Genomic DNA, 17,163 nt, shown 5'->3' with positions numbered 1-17,163 from the left:
GGCGAGTTTGTAAGTAGCATGTTTCCGCCGTCCGGGCACCGGCGCGCCGGTGCCGGTCCACGGGAAGTCCACCGGAAGTCCACGGGAAGCAGGATGCATGAGCGAGTTCACGGCTGAGTTGCTGGCACGTATCGACGAGGTCGACGCGGAGTTGCGGCTCGTGCGCCAGGCGCACGACGACCACGCGGTCGAGGTTTTGTCCGGTCGGCTGGACAACCTGCTGCGCATCGCCGGGCAGCACGGCGTCGAGGTGCGGCAGGGGGTCGGCGCGCCCGCCGACGAAACGGCATGATCATGGCGGTGCCGCTCAACCAGGCCAAGGCGGAGTTCTTCCGCACGCTCGGGCACCCGGTCCGCATCCGGGTGCTGGAGCTGCTCCAGACCGGTCCGCTGCCGGTCCGGGACCTCCTCGCCGAGGTCGACGTCGAGGCCTCCAACCTCTCCCAGCAGCTGGCGGTGCTGCGCCGGGCCGGGATCGTGAGCGCCACGCGGGAGGGGACCACCGTCGTCTACGCCCTGTCCACCCCGGACGTGGCGGAGCTGCTGGTCGCGGCGCGGCGGATCCTCGCCGACCTCCTGGCAGGGCAGGGAGAACTCCTGGCCGAGCTGCGCGCCGAGGCCCGCAGATGAGCACGGCCCCCGGACCGGTCACCGGCCCGGCCCCCGACGCGGCCCCCGGACCGGTCACCGGCCCGGCCCCCGACGCGGCCCCCGGTACGGCCCCGGGCCCGGCCCTCGGTGCGGCCCCGGGTCCGGCCCCCGGTGCGGCCTCGGCCGGTGCGCTGCTGCGCGACCGCTTGACCGGTCTGCTGCCTCGCCGCTCGGACTGGGCGCCGGCCCGCCGGAACCCGCGCCGGGACCTGCTGGCCGGACTGACCGTGGCGGTCGTGGCGCTGCCCCTCGCGCTGGCCTTCGGGGTCAGCTCCGGCCTGGGCGCCTCGGCCGGGCTGGCGACCGCCGTCGTGGCGGGGGTGCTGGCGGCGGTCTTCGGCGGGAGCAACCTGCAGGTCTCCGGCCCCACCGGGGCGATGACCGTGGTGCTGGTGCCGATCGTGCATCAGTTCGGCGCGGGCGGGGTGCTGACGGTCGGGCTGCTGGCCGGGGTGATCCTCATCGGGCTCGCCGTGGCGAGGGTCGGCCGCTACATCCGCTTCATGCCCACCTCGGTCATCGAGGGCTTCACCGCCGGGATCGCCGTGGTGATCGCGCTGCAGCAGGTCCCCGCGGCGCTCGGAGTGGCGGGGATCGACGGCGAGCGGGTCTGGCAGGTGGCGGCCGGAGCCGTCGCCGCGTACGCCGCGGCCCCGGCCCCCGCCCCCCTGCTCATGGCCCTCGCCGTGGCCGCGCTCATGCTGGTCGGCGCCCGCCGGCGGCCCGGCGTGCCGTTCTCGCTGGTCGGCGTGGTGCTGGCCACCCTGGTGGCCGAACTCGCCGGGCTCGACGTGGCCCGGATCGGAGCGCTCCCCGCCGGGCTGCCCGCGCCCTCCCTCGACTTCCTGGACCTCGGCGCGATCACCGCGCTGATCCCGGCCGCGCTGGCCGTGGCCGCGCTGGCCGCGCTGGAGAGCCTGCTGTGCGCCTCGGTCGCCGACGCGATGAGCGTCAACGAGAAGCACGACCCCGACCGGGAGCTCTTCGGCCAGGGGATCGCGAACCTGGCCGCGCCGCTGTTCGGCGGCGTCCCGGCCACCGCCGCGATCGCCAGGACCGCCGTCAACGTGCGCTCCGGCGCCCGCTCGCGCCTGGCCTCGCTCAGCCACGCGGTCGTGCTGGCGGTGATCGTGCTGGCCGCCTCCGGGCTCGTCGGGCGCATCCCGCTGGCGGCGCTCGCCGGAGTGCTGCTGGCCACGACCGTGCGGATGGTGGAGGTCGGCTCCCTGCGCGCGATCGCCCGGGCGACGCGCGGCGACGCGATCGTCATGATCCTCACGTTCGCCGTCACCGTCGCGCTCGACCTGGTGACGGCCGTCGCCGTCGGCATCGGCGTGGCGATCGTCCTGGCGCTGCGCGCGATCGCCAGGACCGCCCAGGTGGAGCAGGTGCCGCTGGAGACCGGCGACCACGGTGAGGAGGAGCGGCGGCTGCTGGAGGAGCACATCGTCGCCTACCGGTTCGACGGGCCCCTGTTCTTCGCCGCCGCGCACCGCTTCCTGCTGGAGCTGTCGGAGATCTCCGACGTGCGGGTGGTGATCCTGCGGATGTCCCGCGTCTCGACCCTCGACGCCACCGGCGCGCAGGTCCTCGGCGACGCGATCACCCGTCTGGAGGGCCGCGGCATCACGGTGCTGCTTTCGGGGATCCGGCCGGGCCACGACCAGGTCCTGGCCGCGCTCGGCGTCGCCGAGCACCTGCGCCGCGACGGCCTGGTCTTCCCCGGCACCCCGGCGGCCATCGCCCACGCCAGGGGGCTGCTCACCTCCGCTCGCGGGCCGAGGCCCGCAGGTCCTCCAGGAGCTCCGCCTGCCCGGACAGCACACCGGTGAGGATGGACCGGGCCACGGCGAGGAGGTCGGCGAGGCCGGGATGGGTCAGCGAGTAGTAGACGGTGGAGCCCTCCTTGCGGGCCGCGACGAGGTTCGCCCGCCGGAGCACCGCCAGCTGCTGCGACAGGTGCGCCGGCTCTATGCCGACCTCGGGGAGCATCTCCGCGACGGAGTGCTCGCGTTCGCTGAGGAGCTCCAGCACCCGGATGCGCGAGGGGTGCCCGAGCGTCTTGAAGAACTCCGCCTTCAGCTGGTACAGCGGTGCGCTCACCGCGGCACCTCCCTCCCGTGGCACTGCCGTCTCCCGCGGCCCCGCCGCGGACGTCCGTACGGGGCCCGCGCGGACGCCGCACCGCCCGGAGCCCGGCGGGCGCCGGAGCGGTCACCGTGCCGGAACCGCCTCCCGCACGCCCCGGCACTCCGGGCAATTGCCAACTTTAGCAACGCCGCACCCGGGGAAGACGCCTCCGCGGGACGGCACTCCGCTGGTAGATGGAATTATGGCGAGTTGTCCCTGGCCGGGCATCGGTGGCTTCCGCCGTGCGCGTGGCGACCGGCAGGCAAAATTGGGGCGTGGTCGGGATCGGGACGGTTGAGATGGGTGACTGCGAGCGTGAGCGGCTTCCGCCGTTGCTGGGGCAGCTGTTCGCCGACGGCGGCGAGGGGCGGACCCTCGCGGTCGAGCTGCCGACCGGAGACCTGGTCTGGCCCGACCCCGGTTACACGTCGCTGCTGACGACCTCGTACCACCAGCCGGCGTTCTGGCTCAGCGACGCGGTCGTCTCCGCCGAGCTGTGGACCAGACTGCGGGCCGAGCACCCGCACTCGGGCCTGTGGCCGGTGCTGCTGGAGGACACCGTCCAGCCGTGGACGGCGGGCCAGATCGCCCCGGACACCCCCGCCGAGATCGACAACTACAACACCGCCGCGTTCATGGCCGAGGTGTGGGCCGACTGGATCGAGAAGGCCCATCCCGGGCAGCTGGAGATCCTGGACCCGTTCGGCCCGCGGTGCCCCGGTCCGGCCGGGCCGGGGACGCCGATGGCGGACCCCGACGTGGTCGCCGACTGGTACGCCGGGCTCGTGGCCGAGCGCCGTACCCCCCTCGGCCTGGTGGCCGTGGACCGGGGGGCCGACGCGCTGGCGGCGATGGGCTGGCAGGGCGCGCTGAACCACAACGAGTGGATGGTCCCGCTGGCGGCCGTGGTGCGCAGCTGGGAGGACCGGTTCGGCGCGCGGGTGGTCGGCATGGGCTTCAACACCCTGGACCTGAGCGTCGCGGCCCCTCCGGTCACGCGGGAGCACGCCCTGCACGTGGCCGCCGAGCACTGGACGTTCTGCCCCGACAGCATCGTGCAGGGAGCCGGGACGCTGATCGACTACGCCGAGCAGATCATGGGCAGGAACGCCTGGTCGTTCTGGTGGGACTGAGCCCTCGCTGGAACGACCGGGCGTTCCGGCGGGCCCGGGTGCCGTCCATCCCGGCCCGCCCGTCCGGCGGGACCGGGTGCCGTCCGCTCCGCCCCGCCCGTCCGGCCCGTCCGGTGCGGGGAGGCCGCCGGGGCCGTCGCCGCGCTCGCGATCGTGAACAGAACACGGCTCTTGTCGCCGCGCTTCTAGAATGAGATTCTGTTCCGACGGACAAGCACGGCAGGAGTGACATGGCTCTGCGCGCCTCGGCGAACGGCATCGAGATCGCCTACGACACCTTCGGGTCTCCCGACGACCGCCCGCTGCTCCTGATCATGGGGCTGGGCTCCCAGATGATCCACTGGGACGAGGGGTTCTGCACGCTGCTCGCGGACGGGGGCCACCACGTCATCCGGTTCGACAACCGGGACGTGGGCGAGTCCACCCACTTCCACGACGCGGGCACGCCCTCCTTCGGCGGGGACGCGCCGTACCTGCTCGGCGACATGGCCGACGACGCCGCCGGGCTGCTCGACGCGCTCGGCCTGGAGTCGGCGCACGTGGCCGGCGTCTCCATGGGCGGGATGATCGCCCAGGCGGTGGCCATCCGCCACCCGGACCGGGTGCGCAGCCTGACCTCGATCATGTCCACGCCCAGCCCGCAGGCCGCCCCGCCCACCGAGGAGGCCATGGCGGCGCTCATGTCGCCGCCCTCGCCCGACCGGGAGACCGCGATCGCGCGGGCCCTGGAGACCTGGAAGGTCATCGGTTCGCCGGGCTACCCCTTCGACGCCGACCGGGTCGCCCGGCTCGCGGGCCTGAGCTACGACCGCGCCTACGACCCCGCCGGGGTGGCCCGGCAGCTCGCCGCGATCATCGCCTCGGGCGACCGCGCGCCGCTGCTCAAGGAGCTGTCGGTGCCGACCCTGGTCCTGCACGGGGAGCAGGACCGGCTCGTGCCGCTGTCCGGCGGGATCGCCACGGCGGACGCCGTGCCCGGCGCCAGGCTGGTCACCTACCCGGGCATGGGGCACGACCTGCCGCGCCCGCTCTGGCCGGAGTTCGCCGCCGAGATCGGCGGCCTGACCGCCGCCGCGGAGCGCTAGGCCCCGCGGCTCCGGCCGCGGCCCGCGCCTCCCGGGGCGCACGCCGCGGCCGGAGGTTCAGACTTCGAGCTTCTCCTCGATGCCGCGCAGGTTGTGCCGGGCCAGCGCCAGGTTGGCGCGGCCGCGGTCGAGCGCGAGGTAGAGGAAGAGCCCCTTGCCGCCCCGGCCGGTGATCGGCCGGATGATGTGGTACTGGTCGGTGAGGGTGATGAGGATGTCCTCGATGGTGGCCTTGAGGCCCAGCGACTCCATGGTCCGCAGCTTGGCCTTGACGACCTCGGTGTTGCCCGCCGCCGCGACCTGGAGGTCGAGGTCCTTGGACCCCCCGAGCGCGCCCAGGGCCATCCCGCTGTTGTAGTCCACGACCACCGCGCCGACGGCGCCGTCGATCGCCATCATCTCCTTGAGGGACACGTCCATGCTGGCCATTGGTCTCTCCGATCACTGTGTTGTCGAGGGTCTGGTCGTTGCCGACATGCGTTCGCCGATGGCGGCCAGGTTCGCCGCCGTCCGGCGGCCCTCCAGTCGCAGCAGCCCGAGGTTGGTGCCCGGGCGGGCCGTGACCGCGAGGACGATCTTGGGGCCGGCGGCGTAGAAGGCCGCGTAGCCGTTGGTGCCGGAGATCAGGGTCTCCTCCAGGGCGCCCTTGCCGATGAGGCCGGTCATCCGGCGGCTGAGGGCCAGCAGGGCGGAGGAGAGCGCGCCGGTCTGCTCGACGCTGCCGGCCATGTCGCCGGCGATCACCAGGCCGTCCACGCTGCACGCGACGCTGCCGTCCACGTCGGGCATGCGCCGGCGCAGCAGGACCATCTCCCGGTACACCTCGTCACGCAGTTCCACGGGCATCCTCCTTCCGATCAGCTTCAGCGTCCGCAGCCTCAGGGTCAGCGGCACGAGACCGACCTCATGCGAGCGCCTCCAATGCGTTCCTCAGCCGGATGAGCAGGTTCACGTCGGTGGGGTCCCCCGTGGCGGAGGGGAGCCACTCCGGGGACGGCCGCGGCCGGACCGCTCCGGCCTCGGCCCCGGGGGCGGTCCCGTCCTCCGGGGCGGTCCCGGCGCGGGCGGCGCCGCCGGCCCGCCGGGGGAGGACCCCGGACGGAGCCGTCGGAGCGGATGCCGGAGCCTCGGGCGGCGGCTCCGGCCGGTGCAGCAGCCCCGCCGCGCCGAGCTGCCGTACGGCCAGCAGCACCGAGTAGGCGGGACGGCCCAGCTTGCGGGCCAGGTCGGCGGGGGTCGCCGAGGAGTCCGCGCCGACCAGGACCTCCCACTGGAGGGAGGTGAGCATGACCTGCTGGGCGGGGATGCGCGCCAGCGGGACGACGGGAAGGGTGTCCAGCTCGGCGGATGGCCAGGCCTGGTCCAACTGTGCCCTCCTTCGCCCGTGCTCCCGGAGCAGTCCGGTCACGTCGAAATACCACTGGGGTCCGAGCCAGTGCCGGTCCTCCGGGCGGAACCGCATCCGGACGCCGGTGGCGTCGAACAGGAAGAACGCGGCGTCGAGCACCGCGCCCAGCACGCAGAACTCCAGCTCGCCCCGGGTGAGCAGGCCCCGGTCGACCAGCAGGTCGCCGCCCGGCCGCTCCGCCGACGCGGCCTGCCTGGCCTGCCGTACGGCGTGCGCGGAGATCCGGCCGCCGGCGACGAGCAGGTCCTCGGCCCGGGGGCAGCAGGCGCTCTCGGCGTAGGTGACCCGGCCGCCGGTGAGGTAGAACACCCCGGCCTTCCCCAGGCGCAGGGCGCCGGTCGCCCGGTCGTCGGCGAGTCCGCACAGGACGCTCTCGGCGGTCGGCATGGCTCACGTCGTTATGAGTCGGCCGGAAAGCGCCTGGAGCCGGTGGCGGGCCAGGGCCAGATTCGAACGGTCGGGATCGAGTCGGACATATATCACTAATGGGCCATCGAAAACTGTTTCCAGAGGTTTCAGTAAATGATGCCCATCGTCCGCAGTGATGATCATTTCGTTGACGCGGACCGTGCCGGTGGGGGAGGTCGCGGCGAGCCCGTCCAGGGTCGCCTGGAGGGTCCCGCTGAGACCGGCCGCGGACTTCTCCGCGTCCAGGTGGCGGCTGCCGCCGCCGGTCGCCACGGCCATCCCGCTGGTCTGGTCGATCAGGATCGCTTCCAGTGCGCCGGGGATGGCCATCACCTCGGTCAGGCACTCTTCGATTCCGAGCACTCGAACTCCCTCGCCGACGACTGCGGAAAACGTCGCCCGGCCAGAGTAGGGAATTCCCGAGGGGGTTATGTGTCCTATTAAAAATGGAGATGTGCGGAGGAGGAGTTTTCATCCACCAGGTAGAAGGAAGTGCACCCCGCGTGCAATACCGTCTACTGATCTTCGGAGATAAGTGCCTTCTCGTCCGGCTTGAAGATGAGAATGTTCTTCACATAAGACTGCACGGCGGTCTGCAGGCCGACATCTCCCCCCGCCTCCTGGGACATGTACCAGCGGTGGTCGAGCACCTCGTGGAAGAGCTGGGCGGGCTCCAGCTTGCGCCGCATCTCCTCCGGGACGGCCTCGACCGTCGGCTGGAACACCTCGGCCAGCCAGCGGTGGGCCACGATCGCCTCGTCCTCGTGGCGCAGGCCGTACGAGACGCGGAAGGAGTCGAGGTCGTTGAGCAGCCGCCGGGCCTGGTTCTCCTCCACGTCCAGGCCGGTGAGGCGGAGCAGCCTGCGCTGGTGGTGGCCGGCGTCCACGACCTTGGGCCGGACGATCAGCCGGCCGGTGCCCGCCTTGCGGCGGACCATCATCTCGGCGACGTCGAAGCCGAGGGAGTTCAGCCGGCGGATCCGCTGGTCGATCATGTGCCAGTCGACCTCCTCGATGATCTCGTCGGAGGTGAGCTCGCCCCAGAGCGCGTGGTAGCGCGAGCAGACCGAGTCGGCCACCTCCTCCGGGTCGATGGAGGGGTGGAGCAGGCCGCCGGCCTCCAGGTCGAGCATCTCGCCGTAGAGGTTGGTGTGCGCGACGTCGATGTCGTGCCGGCGCTGCCCCTCGCTGATCATCGGGTGGAGCTCGCCGGTCTCGGCGTCGACCAGGTAGGCGGCGAAGGAGCCCGCGTCCCGGCGGAACAGCACGTTCGACAGCGAGCAGTCGCCCCAGTAGAAGCCGTTCAGGTGGAGCCGGACGAGCAGGACCGCCAGGGCGTCGAGCAGCCGGTTGAGGGTGTCGGGCCGGATGGTCCCGGACATGACGGCCCGGTAGGGCAGGGAGAACTGCAGGTGCTGGGTGATCAGCGCGGAGTCCAGCGGCTCGCCGTCGGCGCCGGTCCGGCCGGTGACGTACGCCACCGGCTCCACCGCGGGGGTGTCCAGCCGGTGCAGGTCCCACAGCAGGCGGTACTCCCGCCGGGCGTAGTGCTCGCTGATCTCCTTGATCGCGTAGACCCGGCCGGAGAGCCGGGCGAAGCGCACCACGTGCCGGGAGATGCCGCGCGGCAGCGAGACCAGGCGGTGCTCCGGCCACTTCTCCAGGGGCACGTCCCACGGCAGGCGGAGCAGGTCCGGGTCGGGGGAGCCGGTCAGCTGGAGGGGCATCGTCAGTCCTCGCGGGTGGGGAACGTCGGGGGGTTGAAGGCGCGGTGGGCCACGGCCGCGAGCTGTTCGTCGGTCAGCACCCGGGGCTCGCCGACCGCCCTGGCGCGGACGTAGACCTCGCAGAGCCACTCCAGCAGCCGGGTCGCCTCGAAGGCGCCCGCCAGGTCGTCGCCGAGGGTGACGCCGCCGTGGGAGGCCAGCAGCGCGGCCTTCCTGCCGCCCGCCAGGGCGGCGCGGACGTTCGCGGCCAGCTCCGGGGTGCCGTAGGTGGCGTACTCGGCGACCCGGACGGGTCCGCCGAGCAGGAGCACGGTGTAGTGGATCGCCGGCAGCTCCGTCATGGTGGAGGCGACCACGGCGCCGAAGACGGAGTGGGTGTGCACCACGGCCCCGGCGTCGCCGCTCGCGTAGACCGCCAGGTGCATCGGCGTCTCGGAGGAGGGTTGCAGCGCGCCCTCGACCAGGTGGCCCGCGATGTCGACGACCGGGCAGGCCTCGGGCTCCAGCCGGTCCAGGGGGACCCCGCTCGGCGTGACCGCGACCAGGTCCCCGGCGCGCACGCTCAGGTTGCCGGCGGTCCCGACGACCAGTCCGGTCTCGGCGGCCCGGCGGCCGTACTCGCACAGCAGGCGGCGTTGGTCGGCCAGCAGCATGACCATAAACGTAGGGCTTTCCGGTAATAAGGGGCAAACCGCAACTTACTCCGTCACGCAGAAGGCGTGGCCGCCCGGCGCGAGTCGAGGGGCCCAGAGCCCCGAACGGCCGGGGGCGGGCGTGGCGCTGTTCGGCGTCCCGTCTGTGATGTGATCTCCTGGGGCGATGGACCTGCTTGACGACTCCGCCGTGCAGCGGCGGCTGGCCGAGGTGCCCGAGTGGCGGCGCGAGGGCGACGAGATCCGCCGGAAGGTGGCCGCCCCCGACTTCCCGACCGCGATCCGCATCGTCGACGAGATCGCGGTCGAGGCCGAGAAGATGAACCACCACCCCGACATCGACATCCGCTGGCGCACCCTGCACCTGGCCCTGACCACCCACGACGCCGGCGGCCTGACCGAGAACGACTTCGCGCTGGCCGCCCGCATCGACGGGATCGCCGCCGCCCACGGGGCCTGACGGCCGTCCGGCCCTCCCGGCCGTCCGCTCCTCCCGGCGGTCCGGCGGTGCGGTGCCCGCCGTGGAGTGCGGGCCCGCCGTACGGTGCGGTGCCCGCCGTACGGCGCGGGCGCCGGGAGGCGAGTGGGAGCTCCATCGGTCGAACACCCTGCGTGCCCGGACGGTCACTCGCTAGAGTGGGGCGTCCTTCCCGCCGGGCCGAGGAGATGCCGATGCGCCGCCTGCCGTGGATTCTCGCAGCCGTCACCCTGCTCGTCGCGGCGTGCGGCGGACAGGGGGACCCGGAGGACAGGGCCCGGCCGGCCGTGCACGACGTGACCCCGGAGGGGACCGTGCTCTCCGGCGGCGGCGCGTTCGGCGCGCCCGCCCCGCGGGCCACCGCGATCGCCTACGACAGGGCGCTGGTGCCGCCCGGGGCGTGGGCCCGCGTGACGGCGGAGTCCGGGGCGGTGCTGTCCACGGCGAAGGTCGAGGTCCGCGGCTTCCTGCCCGGCCGGACGTACGGCGTGCACCTGCACGTGAACCCGTGCGGCGCCGACCCCGACGACGCCGGACCGCACTACCGCGACGGCCACCACTCCCACGCCAGCGCCGCCAGCGAGGTCTGGCTCGACTTCACCACCGACCGGCGGGGCGCGGCCACCGCGACGGCGAAGCAGGACTGGGCGTTCGCCCCGGGCCGGCCGCCCCGCTCGCTGGTCGTCCACGCCGAGCCGACCAGGACGGCCGGGGCCGACGCGGGCTCCGCCGGGCCCCGGGTCGCCTGCGTCACGCTCGCCGCGAGCTGAGACGGGCTCCGCCGGGCCCCGGGCCGCCCGCGTCGGGTTCGCCGCGGGCGGGGACGGGCTCCGCCGGGCCCCGGGCGGTGAGCCGGGACGGGCACCGGCGCGGCCCCGGGCGGCATACCGGGACGGGCACCGGTTCGCGCCTTCCTCGGGGGAGGGCACGAACCGGTGCCACCGGTGCGCGCCGCCCGGGTCAACTCTTGGCGAGCAGCGCGAACGCGCCGCGGCTGAGCGAGATGAGCTCGGGGGCGACCTTGGCCTCGTCGAGCGGCTTCCTGCGGTCGTTCGTCAGCGGGACGACGACGTAGGTCCTCCCGGCGGCCGTGCGGGCGGCGTAGGCCAGGTCGAACACGCCGAGCTCGGAGCCGCCCTTGGCCCAGACGACGGGCCACTTCGCGGAGTCCAGCCCGATCCCGATGTCGCTGGCCGAGAGCGCCTTGTTCAGCGGCTCGCTGTACAGCTTCGCCAGCCCGCTGTAGGCCCGGCACACGTCCTTCGGCGAGCCGAACCACTCCAGCGTGTGGATCTCCCGGGGCGCGGTCCACTCCTTGATGTCGGTGAGCTTCAGCCCGGCCACGACGTTCTCCAGGTAGGCGCGCCTGCCCCGGGCGTCCCGCGACAGGTAGGCCCTGGCGTGCCGCGGGTAGTCGACGCCCTTGAGCAGGAACGACTCCTTGGTGGTCAGGAAGGGGATGTTGCCCTTCGTGTGGTCGGACCACTGGCGCACCTTGGACTCGACGGCCTTGCGGCCGACGGTGTGGATGAGCATGTCCGTGGCGGTGTTGTCGCTGATAGAGATCATCAGCTCGGCCGCCTCGCGGACCGTGACGGTGCTGTTGTCCGGCCGCTCGTACAGGCCGCCCTCGCTCGGGCTCTTCCACTCCGGCCTGATCGTGAGCTCCGTGTCCCAGCTCAGCCTCCCGTCCCGGACCTTCTCGGCCACCGCGCCGAGCACGTAGAGCTTGAAGATCGAGCCCAGCGGCCGGACCCTGTCCGCGGCCAGGCCGTGGACGGTCCGGCACCGGCCCCGGGAGTCGATCTCCGCGGCGAGGAAGCCGACCTCGGGGGCGGCCTTGCGCAGCCGGGTGTCGAGCTCGGACCAGCTCTTCGGGGCGGCCGGGATCTGCGGCTGCGGGTCCCCCACCCCGAGGCGGTCGATCTTCCCCTGCGCGTCGACCCGGATCCGGATCTCGGCCGCCTTCTGGCCGATCCTCCCCGTCCCGGTCAGCGCGGTGGGCGTGACCTCGGTGAGCTTCTCCAGCGTGAGGCCGCGCACGTGCCCCAGGAAGGCGTTGAGGTTCCCGACGGTCAGCTCCGCCAGGAAGGCGGCGTTGACGTGCTCGGCCAGCTCGCTCTCGGAGAGCGGCGCCCGGTCCGGCGCGCCCAGGAACCAGCGGAGCTGCCGGCCGGCCGGGCTGTCGGGGATCTCCGGGGCGGCGGTGACCGCGGAGACGGTGACCGGCGCGGCCTGCGCGGCCTGCGCCGCCTGCCCGCCGGTGAGCGCGATCACCGGGACGGCCGCGGCGGCCAGGGCCGCCGCCAGGAGGCGGGTCGGTCGGGACAGCGGTCGCATGGGGACTCCTCGTCGTCGTGGTACTGCGCCGCCCCTCCGGCGGCCTCGGTCCGAACCTAGGGAGCGGCGCGGCGGCGCAGTACCCGGCAGACCCCCGTCTTCCAGGGGTGCGGCAAACTGCACCCGGTGTGCGGACAACCTCATGGACGGCGGGCCCGGTGGCGGGCCACCCTGCGTTCCATGGCATCCACCAGGGCTCGTCTCCTCTCCGGCGCGGCGGCCGGAGCGGCCTCGGCCGGGATCGTCGCGGGCGCGGTCATGGAGACCGGCCTGCCCGTCCCGTTCACCCAGTGGGTGTTCACCGCGGCGTGCCTGTCGCTGCCCGCCCTCGGCCTGCTCATCGCGCGGCGCCGCCCGGACAACGTGTACGGCTGGCTGCTGCTGGCCACCGCCGGCTGCCTGGGGCTCGGGGCGTCCGGATACGGCCTCCTGCTGCACGGAGGCCCGGGACCGGCGGCCGTCGCCGGCGTCCTGATGCTCTCGTTCTTCCCCGTCTTCTACGGCCTGAGCTGGGTCTTCATCCCGCTGCTCTTCCCCGGCGGGCGGCTGCCCTCACCGCGCTGGCGGGCGGGCTCCCGGATCGCCGCAGCGGTGATCGCCCTCTACTGGCTGGGCATCCTGCTGAGCCCGGACGAGATCTACGCGTCCTTCTTCTCCGGGGGCAACCCGTTCAACCTCGGCGGGACGGCCGATCTGGTCGCCGGGGTCGCAGGCGGGCTGGGGCAGCTGGCGACCTTCCTGGCCGCGCTCGCGGTGCTGGCCTCGCTCGTCCTGCGCTGCCTGCGGAGCCCGGCGGCCGAGCGCCGCCCGCTGCGCTGGATGATCGCCGGGACGGTCGCCAACCTCGGCGGGTACGTCCTGACGGGGGTCTTCGCCGAGAAGGGCCAGGAAGCCGCGGGCTGGTTCGGCGCCCTCACCATCATGGCCGCCATGCCCGCCGTGATCGCGGCGGCGGTGTTCCGGCACAACCTCCTCGACGTCCGGGTGGGGATCCGGGGGTCGAGGCTCTTCCTCGTCTTCGACCTGCGGCCCACGGTGGACGAGCTGCTGACCGAGATCGGCCCGGGGCTGGAGGACGCCGACCCGGTCGAGCAGCTCGAACGGCTGGCGGGAGCCGTACGGGCCGGGCTGGAGGTCCGGTGGGCGGCCGTCGCGCTGGCCGACGGCACGCGGGTGGTCGCGGGGGAGGAGGACGGCGAGGCGGTGCTCACCGTGCCGGCCGGGCTGGGGCACATCGCCTGCGGCCCGAAGACCGCCGGGCCCGTCACGGCCGAGGACCGGCGGCTGCTGGAGGCGCTGGCCGTACCGGTCGGGCTGGCGATCCGGAGCGCGGCGCTGGCCGCCCGGCTGGTCGACGCCGAGGAGGCGGGGCGGCGGCGGATCGAACGGGACATCCACGACGGCGCGCAGCAGCAGCTCGTCGCACTCATCGCGGGCCTGGAGCTGGCCAGGGCCACCGGAGGGGGACCGGAGCTGCTGGCCCTGCTGCGGGAGCAGGCGCGCCAGGCACTCGCCGACCTGAGGGAGCTGGCGGCGGGCATCCACCCGTCCGCGCTCAGCCAGGGCGGGCTGGCCGAGGCGGTCGAGGAGCGCTGCTCGCGCCTGCCGGTGGCGACCACCGTGACCGCCGCCCCCGGGCTGCGGGCCCGGCGCTTCCCCGACCAGGTCGAGGGCGCGATGTACTTCACGGTGAGCGAGGCGGTCGCCAACGCGCTCAAGCACGCCGCCGCCACCCGGATCGAGGTACGGCTGGCGCACGCCGGAGGGCGGCTCCAGGCCGTGGTGGCCGACGACGGGAAGGGCTTCGACCCGGCGGCGACCGGCCGCCGGGGACTCGGGCCGCTGGCCGACCGGCTGCGGGCGCTCGGCGGGAACCTGGAGGTGTCCAGCGCGCCGGGGGAGGGCACCCGCGTGCGGGCCTGGGTGCCGGTCCCGATCGACCATGGGAGCGTAAGACAAATTGTGTTACGTTTTTCTCATGACGACAGTGACGGTGCGGCTCGACGAGAAGACGCGCAAAGAGCTTGAGCAGGTTGCAGAGGAGATGGGCGAGTCGGTTTCGGAGGTCGTCCGGAAAGCCATCCATCTGGCGTGGTTCACCACTATGCAGGAGAGGATGCGGAAGGAGTCGGCTGACATCGCCAACGACCCGGCCGAACGAGAGGAGGCCGAACGGATCCGAGAGTGGGCGCGGTACCTTGCTTCGTAAAGGATCGATCTTCCATGTGACCTTGCCCGCCCAATCCCGGGACCACACGCAGCAGGGACGGCGGTACGCCGTTGTGGTGACGGCGACGAGCTTCATCGGTTCGGTCGTGACGGTCGCTCCCACATCCACCTCCGCGCGCGTGAGTCTCACACGTCCCGAAGCGGAGATCGAGGGCCGTAAGTGTCGAATCCTGCTTGAGCAGATGTTGGCGGTGGACGTCACGAAACTGACGCAGTGGGTCGGCGTTCTGGACGACGAGGAGATGGATGCGCTGGATGACGCGCTCCGGCTCTACCACGGGCTTCTTTGATCCCTCTCCCTCGTGAGCGAGAGGGTGTTATCGGTTCACGCCGCTCGATCACCCGGCGGACGATCGAGTCTTATGCCGGATGATCTTCTTGTGTGCCGTGGTGGCATGACCTCGGCCTGCCGTCAGCCGAAGACGGCGGGCGGGGGGACGGGGACGACCACGGGGTCGCCGTCGTTCAGCGGCGGGGCCCCGGCGACGAAGCGGGTGAGCTCCTCTCCGTGCAGGCAGCGGGCCTGGGTGAGGCCGCCCGCGGCCCGGCGGGTCAGCCCGGCCAGGGGGAGGGCGGCTGGTGAGGCGGCGGCGATGAGGTTGCCGAACCGGCGGCCGCGCAGCACGCCGGGCTCGGCCAGCATCGCCACGTGGCGGAAGGTCCCGCCGATCGTCGCGAGCACCCGCCGGGCGAAGGCCAGCCCCTTGCCGTCGGCGATGTTGACCAGCAGCGTCCCCGACGGGCGCAGCACTCGGGCCACCTCGCCCATGTACTCGGAGGTGGCCAGGTCGAGCGGCATCATGGCGCCGCTGAAGGCGTCCAGCACGAGCAGGTCGGCCGAGCGGTCGGCGAGCCCGGCGGTGGCGCTGCGGCCGTCGAGGATCCTCACCTTGAGCCGGGGAACGGACTTCAGGCGGAGCTGGTCGCGGACGAGCTGGACCAGGCCGCCGTCGGGCTCGGCGACGATCTGCCGGGACCCCGGGCGGGTCGCCGCCACGTAGCGGGGCAGGGTGCAGGCGCAGCCGCCGACGTGCACGGCGTCCAGCGGCCCCTCGTCCAGCAGGTCGATCACCAGGGCCATCAGCTGGACGTACTCGAAGTCGAGGTAGGTGGGGTCGTCCAGGTCGACGTAGGACTGGGGGACGCCGCCGGAGGAGACGACCCAGCCCGAGGGCCTGTCGAGGTCGCGCAGCAGGTCGACCTCCCCGAAGGTCACCGGGTAACGGCCCGGCATCGGCCCCTGTGCTTCCCGCCTGGACATCCCTTTGATCCTCTTTCCTCTGATATACACCGGGTGGAGACTCTTCTGGGAGAAACCGTATGCGCACCCGGCCGCTCCTCGCTCTCGTCACCGTCGTGCTCGTCATCATCTGCGGGGGCGTCTACGCGCTCACGCGGCCCCTGCCGTCCTCCGGGAGCGAGCGGCGCCCGGCGAGCGCGGAGGAGGTGGCCGGGGCCTATCTGACGGCCTGGGAGGGCGGCGACCTGGCCGCGATGGAACGGCTCGCGGGCGGCGCCCCGGCGGACTTCATCGAGCGGCACCGGGCCTTCGCCGAGGAGCTGGGCGTCGAGTCGCTGACCGTCACCCCGGGGGCGATCAGGCTCCGGGGCGACCGGGCGGCCGAGCTGCCGTTCGAGGGGGTCCGCGAGATCGAGGAGCTCGGCGAGTGGCCGTTCTCCTCGACGCTGAAGCTCGCCCGCGAGGACGGGGAGTGGAAGGTGGCCTGGGCCCCGGAGACCCTCCACCCGGCGCTCGCCGGCGGCGGGCGGCTGCGGACCAGGGAGATCCCGGCGCCGCGGGCCCGGCTGGTCACCTCCTCGGGCGCCCGCTTCCCGCGCGACAGCGGGGCGGAGGACTACCTCGCGGAGCTGCGGGAGGGCCTGCTCGGCGAGGCCGCCGGGGAGGGCGAGGAGGACGGGGAGGCCGCCGGGGAGGACGGGGAGGACGCGGGGCTCGTGCTGGAGGCGGTCGAGCCGGGCGGCGGCGTCCGGCGGCTCCTGGGATCCGGGCCGCCGCCCGCCGAGGACGTCCGGACCACGTTCTCCCGCCGGGTCCAGGCGGCGGCGGCCCGGGCGCTGGACGGCGTCGGCCGTCCCGCCGCGATCGTCGCGGTCGGGTCCGGCACCGGCGAGGTCCTCGCGGTCGCCGACCGGCTGGGGGGCCGGAAGGCGTTCCTCGGCCTGTATCCGCCGGGCTCGACGTTCAAGGTGGTCACCGCGGCGGCGCTGCTGTCCGCAGGACTCACTCCGGACTCGCCGGTGTCCTGCCCGGACTCCTACTCGCCTCCGGGGGGATACCCGTTCCGCAACGCCTCGTCCGTCACCGCGCTCGGCGAGACCACGCTGACCCGCGCCTTCGCCGTCTCCTGCAACACCGCCTTCGCCGAGCGGGCGGTGACCGGTCTGCAGGACGGCGGCCTGGTGCGGGCCGCCGAGCTGTTCGGGTTCAACCGGCCCCTCCCCGGGGTCCCGGGCCGGTGCGGCTCGATCCGGGCGCACACGACCGGCGACGAGCTGGCGGCGGACTCCTTCGGCCAGAACTCGGTGGAGGCCAGCCCGCTCTGCATGGCCCTGGCCGCCGCCGCGGTGGAGAGCGGGCACTGGCACTCCCCGACCATGACGCGGCGGCGGGGCGAGGAGGAGGACCGCCCACTCCCACCGGGCGTCGCCGAGGGGCTGCGCACGATGATGCGGGCGGTGGTGACGGAGGGGAGCGCCTCGGGCGTGCCGCTGCCGGAGGGTACGGCGGGCAAGACGGGCACCGCCGAGGCGGCGACCGGGGAGCACGCCTGGTTCGTCGGCTACCGGGACGGGGTGGCCTTCGCGGTGTTCGTGGAGAACGGCGGGAGCGGGGCGGGGACGGCCCTGCCCGTCGCGGCCCGTTTCCTGCGGGCGCTGTAGGGGAGGAACTGTAGGGCGGA

General features: G+C 73.6%; 20 protein-coding genes. 11 read left to right on the top strand and 9 right to left on the bottom strand.

The window, feature by feature from the left end; translation table 11 throughout:
* Positions 1–97: 97 nt before the first annotated feature.
* Genes IEZ06_RS17610 through IEZ06_RS17600 form a run of 3 tightly spaced genes read left to right on the top strand, consistent with a single transcriptional unit; the run spans position 98 to position 2,483 of the window.
* Positions 98–292: a hypothetical protein gene (locus IEZ06_RS17610; protein ID WP_189237789.1), complete on the top strand. Its 195-nt coding sequence runs from the start codon at positions 98–100 to the stop codon at positions 290–292.
* 2 nt (positions 293–294) lie between these two features.
* On the top strand, positions 295–630 hold the full coding sequence (locus IEZ06_RS17605) for an ArsR/SmtB family transcription factor (RefSeq protein ID WP_189237840.1): 336 nt from the start codon (positions 295–297) through the stop codon (positions 628–630).
* Positions 627–2,483: a SulP family inorganic anion transporter gene (locus IEZ06_RS17600; RefSeq protein ID WP_189237788.1), complete on the top strand. Its 1,857-nt coding sequence runs from the start codon at positions 627–629 to the stop codon at positions 2,481–2,483. The genes IEZ06_RS17605 and IEZ06_RS17600 overlap by 4 nt, the downstream gene beginning before the upstream one ends.
* On the opposite strand, the gene IEZ06_RS17595 is transcribed toward IEZ06_RS17600, so the two are convergent.
* Positions 2,413–2,754 carry an ArsR/SmtB family transcription factor gene (locus IEZ06_RS17595; RefSeq protein ID WP_189237787.1) on the bottom strand — a complete coding sequence of 114 codons (342 nt, stop codon included), beginning with the start codon at positions 2,752–2,754 and terminating at the stop codon, positions 2,413–2,415. The two genes, IEZ06_RS17600 and IEZ06_RS17595, sit on opposite strands and share 71 nt — an antisense overlap.
* A gap of 269 nt (positions 2,755–3,023) precedes the next feature.
* Between IEZ06_RS17595 and IEZ06_RS17590 the strand changes: the two genes are divergently transcribed.
* Together IEZ06_RS17590 and IEZ06_RS17585 are read left to right on the top strand one after the other, a co-directional pair.
* On the top strand, positions 3,024–3,914 hold the full coding sequence (locus IEZ06_RS17590) for a DUF4253 domain-containing protein (RefSeq protein ID WP_229798283.1): 891 nt from the start codon (positions 3,024–3,026) through the stop codon (positions 3,912–3,914).
* A gap of 230 nt (positions 3,915–4,144) precedes the next feature.
* The gene (locus IEZ06_RS17585; protein WP_189237786.1) at positions 4,145–4,999 is read left to right on the top strand and encodes an alpha/beta fold hydrolase; all 855 of its coding nucleotides are present in this window, start codon (positions 4,145–4,147) and stop codon (positions 4,997–4,999) included.
* Between the two features lie 57 nt (positions 5,000–5,056).
* Here IEZ06_RS17585 and IEZ06_RS17580 read toward each other — a convergent pair whose 3' ends face one another.
* From IEZ06_RS17580 to IEZ06_RS17555, 6 genes are all read right to left on the bottom strand, one after another.
* Positions 5,057–5,428, bottom strand: coding sequence for a hypothetical protein (locus IEZ06_RS17580; RefSeq protein WP_189237785.1), 372 nt, complete (start codon positions 5,426–5,428; stop codon positions 5,057–5,059).
* A 12-nt stretch (positions 5,429–5,440) separates the two neighbouring features.
* Positions 5,441–5,839 (bottom strand): roadblock/LC7 domain-containing protein, encoded by a 399-nt coding sequence (locus IEZ06_RS17575; protein ID WP_084009027.1) that lies wholly within the window; start codon positions 5,837–5,839, stop codon positions 5,441–5,443.
* A 64-nt stretch (positions 5,840–5,903) separates the two neighbouring features.
* Complete coding sequence (locus IEZ06_RS17570; protein WP_189237784.1) at positions 5,904–6,794, bottom strand: DUF4388 domain-containing protein; 891 nt, start codon at positions 6,792–6,794, stop codon at positions 5,904–5,906.
* 3 nt (positions 6,795–6,797) lie between these two features.
* Positions 6,798–7,178 (bottom strand): roadblock/LC7 domain-containing protein, encoded by a 381-nt coding sequence (locus tag IEZ06_RS17565; RefSeq protein WP_189237783.1) that lies wholly within the window; start codon positions 7,176–7,178, stop codon positions 6,798–6,800.
* Positions 7,179–7,330: 152 nt separating this feature from the next.
* The gene (locus tag IEZ06_RS17560; RefSeq protein WP_189237782.1) at positions 7,331–8,542 is read right to left on the bottom strand and encodes a DUF4032 domain-containing protein; all 1,212 of its coding nucleotides are present in this window, start codon (positions 8,540–8,542) and stop codon (positions 7,331–7,333) included.
* A gap of 2 nt (positions 8,543–8,544) precedes the next feature.
* Positions 8,545–9,195: a class II aldolase/adducin family protein gene (locus IEZ06_RS17555; protein ID WP_189237781.1), complete on the bottom strand. Its 651-nt coding sequence runs from the start codon at positions 9,193–9,195 to the stop codon at positions 8,545–8,547.
* Between the two features lie 166 nt (positions 9,196–9,361).
* Here IEZ06_RS17555 and IEZ06_RS17550 point away from each other — a divergent pair, with 166 nt between their 5' ends.
* Both IEZ06_RS17550 and IEZ06_RS17545 read left to right on the top strand, forming a co-directional pair.
* Positions 9,362–9,655: a 4a-hydroxytetrahydrobiopterin dehydratase gene (locus IEZ06_RS17550; RefSeq protein ID WP_189237780.1), complete on the top strand. Its 294-nt coding sequence runs from the start codon at positions 9,362–9,364 to the stop codon at positions 9,653–9,655.
* Positions 9,656–9,867: 212 nt separating this feature from the next.
* Positions 9,868–10,443 (top strand): superoxide dismutase family protein, encoded by a 576-nt coding sequence (locus IEZ06_RS17545; protein ID WP_189237779.1) that lies wholly within the window; start codon positions 9,868–9,870, stop codon positions 10,441–10,443.
* Positions 10,444–10,633: 190 nt separating this feature from the next.
* Here the strand turns inward: IEZ06_RS17545 and IEZ06_RS17540 are convergent, their stop codons facing one another.
* Positions 10,634–12,013, bottom strand: coding sequence for a serine hydrolase (locus IEZ06_RS17540; protein ID WP_189237778.1), 1,380 nt, complete (start codon positions 12,011–12,013; stop codon positions 10,634–10,636).
* Positions 12,014–12,193: 180 nt separating this feature from the next.
* Between IEZ06_RS17540 and IEZ06_RS17535 the strand changes: the two genes are divergently transcribed.
* From IEZ06_RS17535 to IEZ06_RS17525, 3 genes are read left to right on the top strand one after another with little or no spacing between them, the layout of a single operon-like run.
* A complete protein-coding gene (locus tag IEZ06_RS17535; protein WP_189237777.1) occupies positions 12,194–14,041 on the top strand; it encodes a sensor histidine kinase in 1,848 nt (615 codons plus the stop codon).
* Positions 13,992–14,222 (top strand): DUF6290 family protein, encoded by a 231-nt coding sequence (locus IEZ06_RS17530; protein ID WP_189237776.1) that lies wholly within the window; start codon positions 13,992–13,994, stop codon positions 14,220–14,222. The genes IEZ06_RS17535 and IEZ06_RS17530 overlap by 50 nt, the downstream gene beginning before the upstream one ends.
* Positions 14,212–14,532 carry a type II toxin-antitoxin system PemK/MazF family toxin gene (locus IEZ06_RS17525; protein ID WP_268245608.1) on the top strand — a complete coding sequence of 107 codons (321 nt, stop codon included), beginning with the start codon at positions 14,212–14,214 and terminating at the stop codon, positions 14,530–14,532. The genes IEZ06_RS17530 and IEZ06_RS17525 overlap by 11 nt, the downstream gene beginning before the upstream one ends.
* A gap of 122 nt (positions 14,533–14,654) precedes the next feature.
* Here IEZ06_RS17525 and IEZ06_RS17520 read toward each other — a convergent pair whose 3' ends face one another.
* The gene (locus IEZ06_RS17520; RefSeq protein WP_229798282.1) at positions 14,655–15,503 is read right to left on the bottom strand and encodes a spermidine synthase; all 849 of its coding nucleotides are present in this window, start codon (positions 15,501–15,503) and stop codon (positions 14,655–14,657) included.
* A 59-nt stretch (positions 15,504–15,562) separates the two neighbouring features.
* On the opposite strand from IEZ06_RS17520, the gene IEZ06_RS17515 reads away from it, so the two are divergent.
* Entirely contained in the window at positions 15,563–17,143 is a 1,581-nt protein-coding gene (locus IEZ06_RS17515; RefSeq protein ID WP_189237774.1) for a penicillin-binding transpeptidase domain-containing protein, read from the top strand.
* Positions 17,144–17,163: the final 20 nt, after the last annotated feature.

This window comes from Planomonospora antibiotica (assembly GCF_014647955.1).
In the GTDB taxonomy this organism is placed as follows: domain Bacteria; phylum Actinomycetota; class Actinomycetes; order Streptosporangiales; family Streptosporangiaceae; genus Planomonospora; species Planomonospora parontospora.
Note: the sequence above shows the minus strand (reverse complement) of the source record. Positions and strands in the feature narration are given on the sequence as shown.

Bases quoted from the DNA above. Each gene is read 5' to 3' on its own strand.
- IEZ06_RS17585 (WP_189237786.1), top strand. From the start codon at position 4,145: ATGGCTCTGCGCGCCTCGGCGAACGGCATCGAGATCGCCTACGACACC.
- IEZ06_RS17570 (WP_189237784.1), bottom strand. From the start codon at position 6,794: ATGCCGACCGCCGAGAGCGTCCTGTGCGGACTCGCCGACGACCGGGCG.
- IEZ06_RS17545 (WP_189237779.1), top strand. From the start codon at position 9,868: ATGCGCCGCCTGCCGTGGATTCTCGCAGCCGTCACCCTGCTCGTCGCG.
- IEZ06_RS17610 (WP_189237789.1), top strand. From the start codon at position 98: ATGAGCGAGTTCACGGCTGAGTTGCTGGCACGTATCGACGAGGTCGAC.
- IEZ06_RS17600 (WP_189237788.1), top strand. From the start codon at position 627: ATGAGCACGGCCCCCGGACCGGTCACCGGCCCGGCCCCCGACGCGGCC.
- IEZ06_RS17560 (WP_189237782.1), bottom strand. From the start codon at position 8,542: ATGCCCCTCCAGCTGACCGGCTCCCCCGACCCGGACCTGCTCCGCCTG.
- IEZ06_RS17520 (WP_229798282.1), bottom strand. From the start codon at position 15,503: ATGTCCAGGCGGGAAGCACAGGGGCCGATGCCGGGCCGTTACCCGGTG.
- IEZ06_RS17540 (WP_189237778.1), bottom strand. From the start codon at position 12,013: ATGCGACCGCTGTCCCGACCGACCCGCCTCCTGGCGGCGGCCCTGGCC.
- IEZ06_RS17550 (WP_189237780.1), top strand. From the start codon at position 9,362: ATGGACCTGCTTGACGACTCCGCCGTGCAGCGGCGGCTGGCCGAGGTG.
- IEZ06_RS17530 (WP_189237776.1), top strand. From the start codon at position 13,992: ATGACGACAGTGACGGTGCGGCTCGACGAGAAGACGCGCAAAGAGCTT.
- IEZ06_RS17580 (WP_189237785.1), bottom strand. From the start codon at position 5,428: ATGGCCAGCATGGACGTGTCCCTCAAGGAGATGATGGCGATCGACGGC.
- IEZ06_RS17605 (WP_189237840.1), top strand. From the start codon at position 295: ATGGCGGTGCCGCTCAACCAGGCCAAGGCGGAGTTCTTCCGCACGCTC.
- IEZ06_RS17515 (WP_189237774.1), top strand. From the start codon at position 15,563: ATGCGCACCCGGCCGCTCCTCGCTCTCGTCACCGTCGTGCTCGTCATC.
- IEZ06_RS17555 (WP_189237781.1), bottom strand. From the start codon at position 9,195: ATGCTGCTGGCCGACCAACGCCGCCTGCTGTGCGAGTACGGCCGCCGG.
- IEZ06_RS17535 (WP_189237777.1), top strand. From the start codon at position 12,194: ATGGCATCCACCAGGGCTCGTCTCCTCTCCGGCGCGGCGGCCGGAGCG.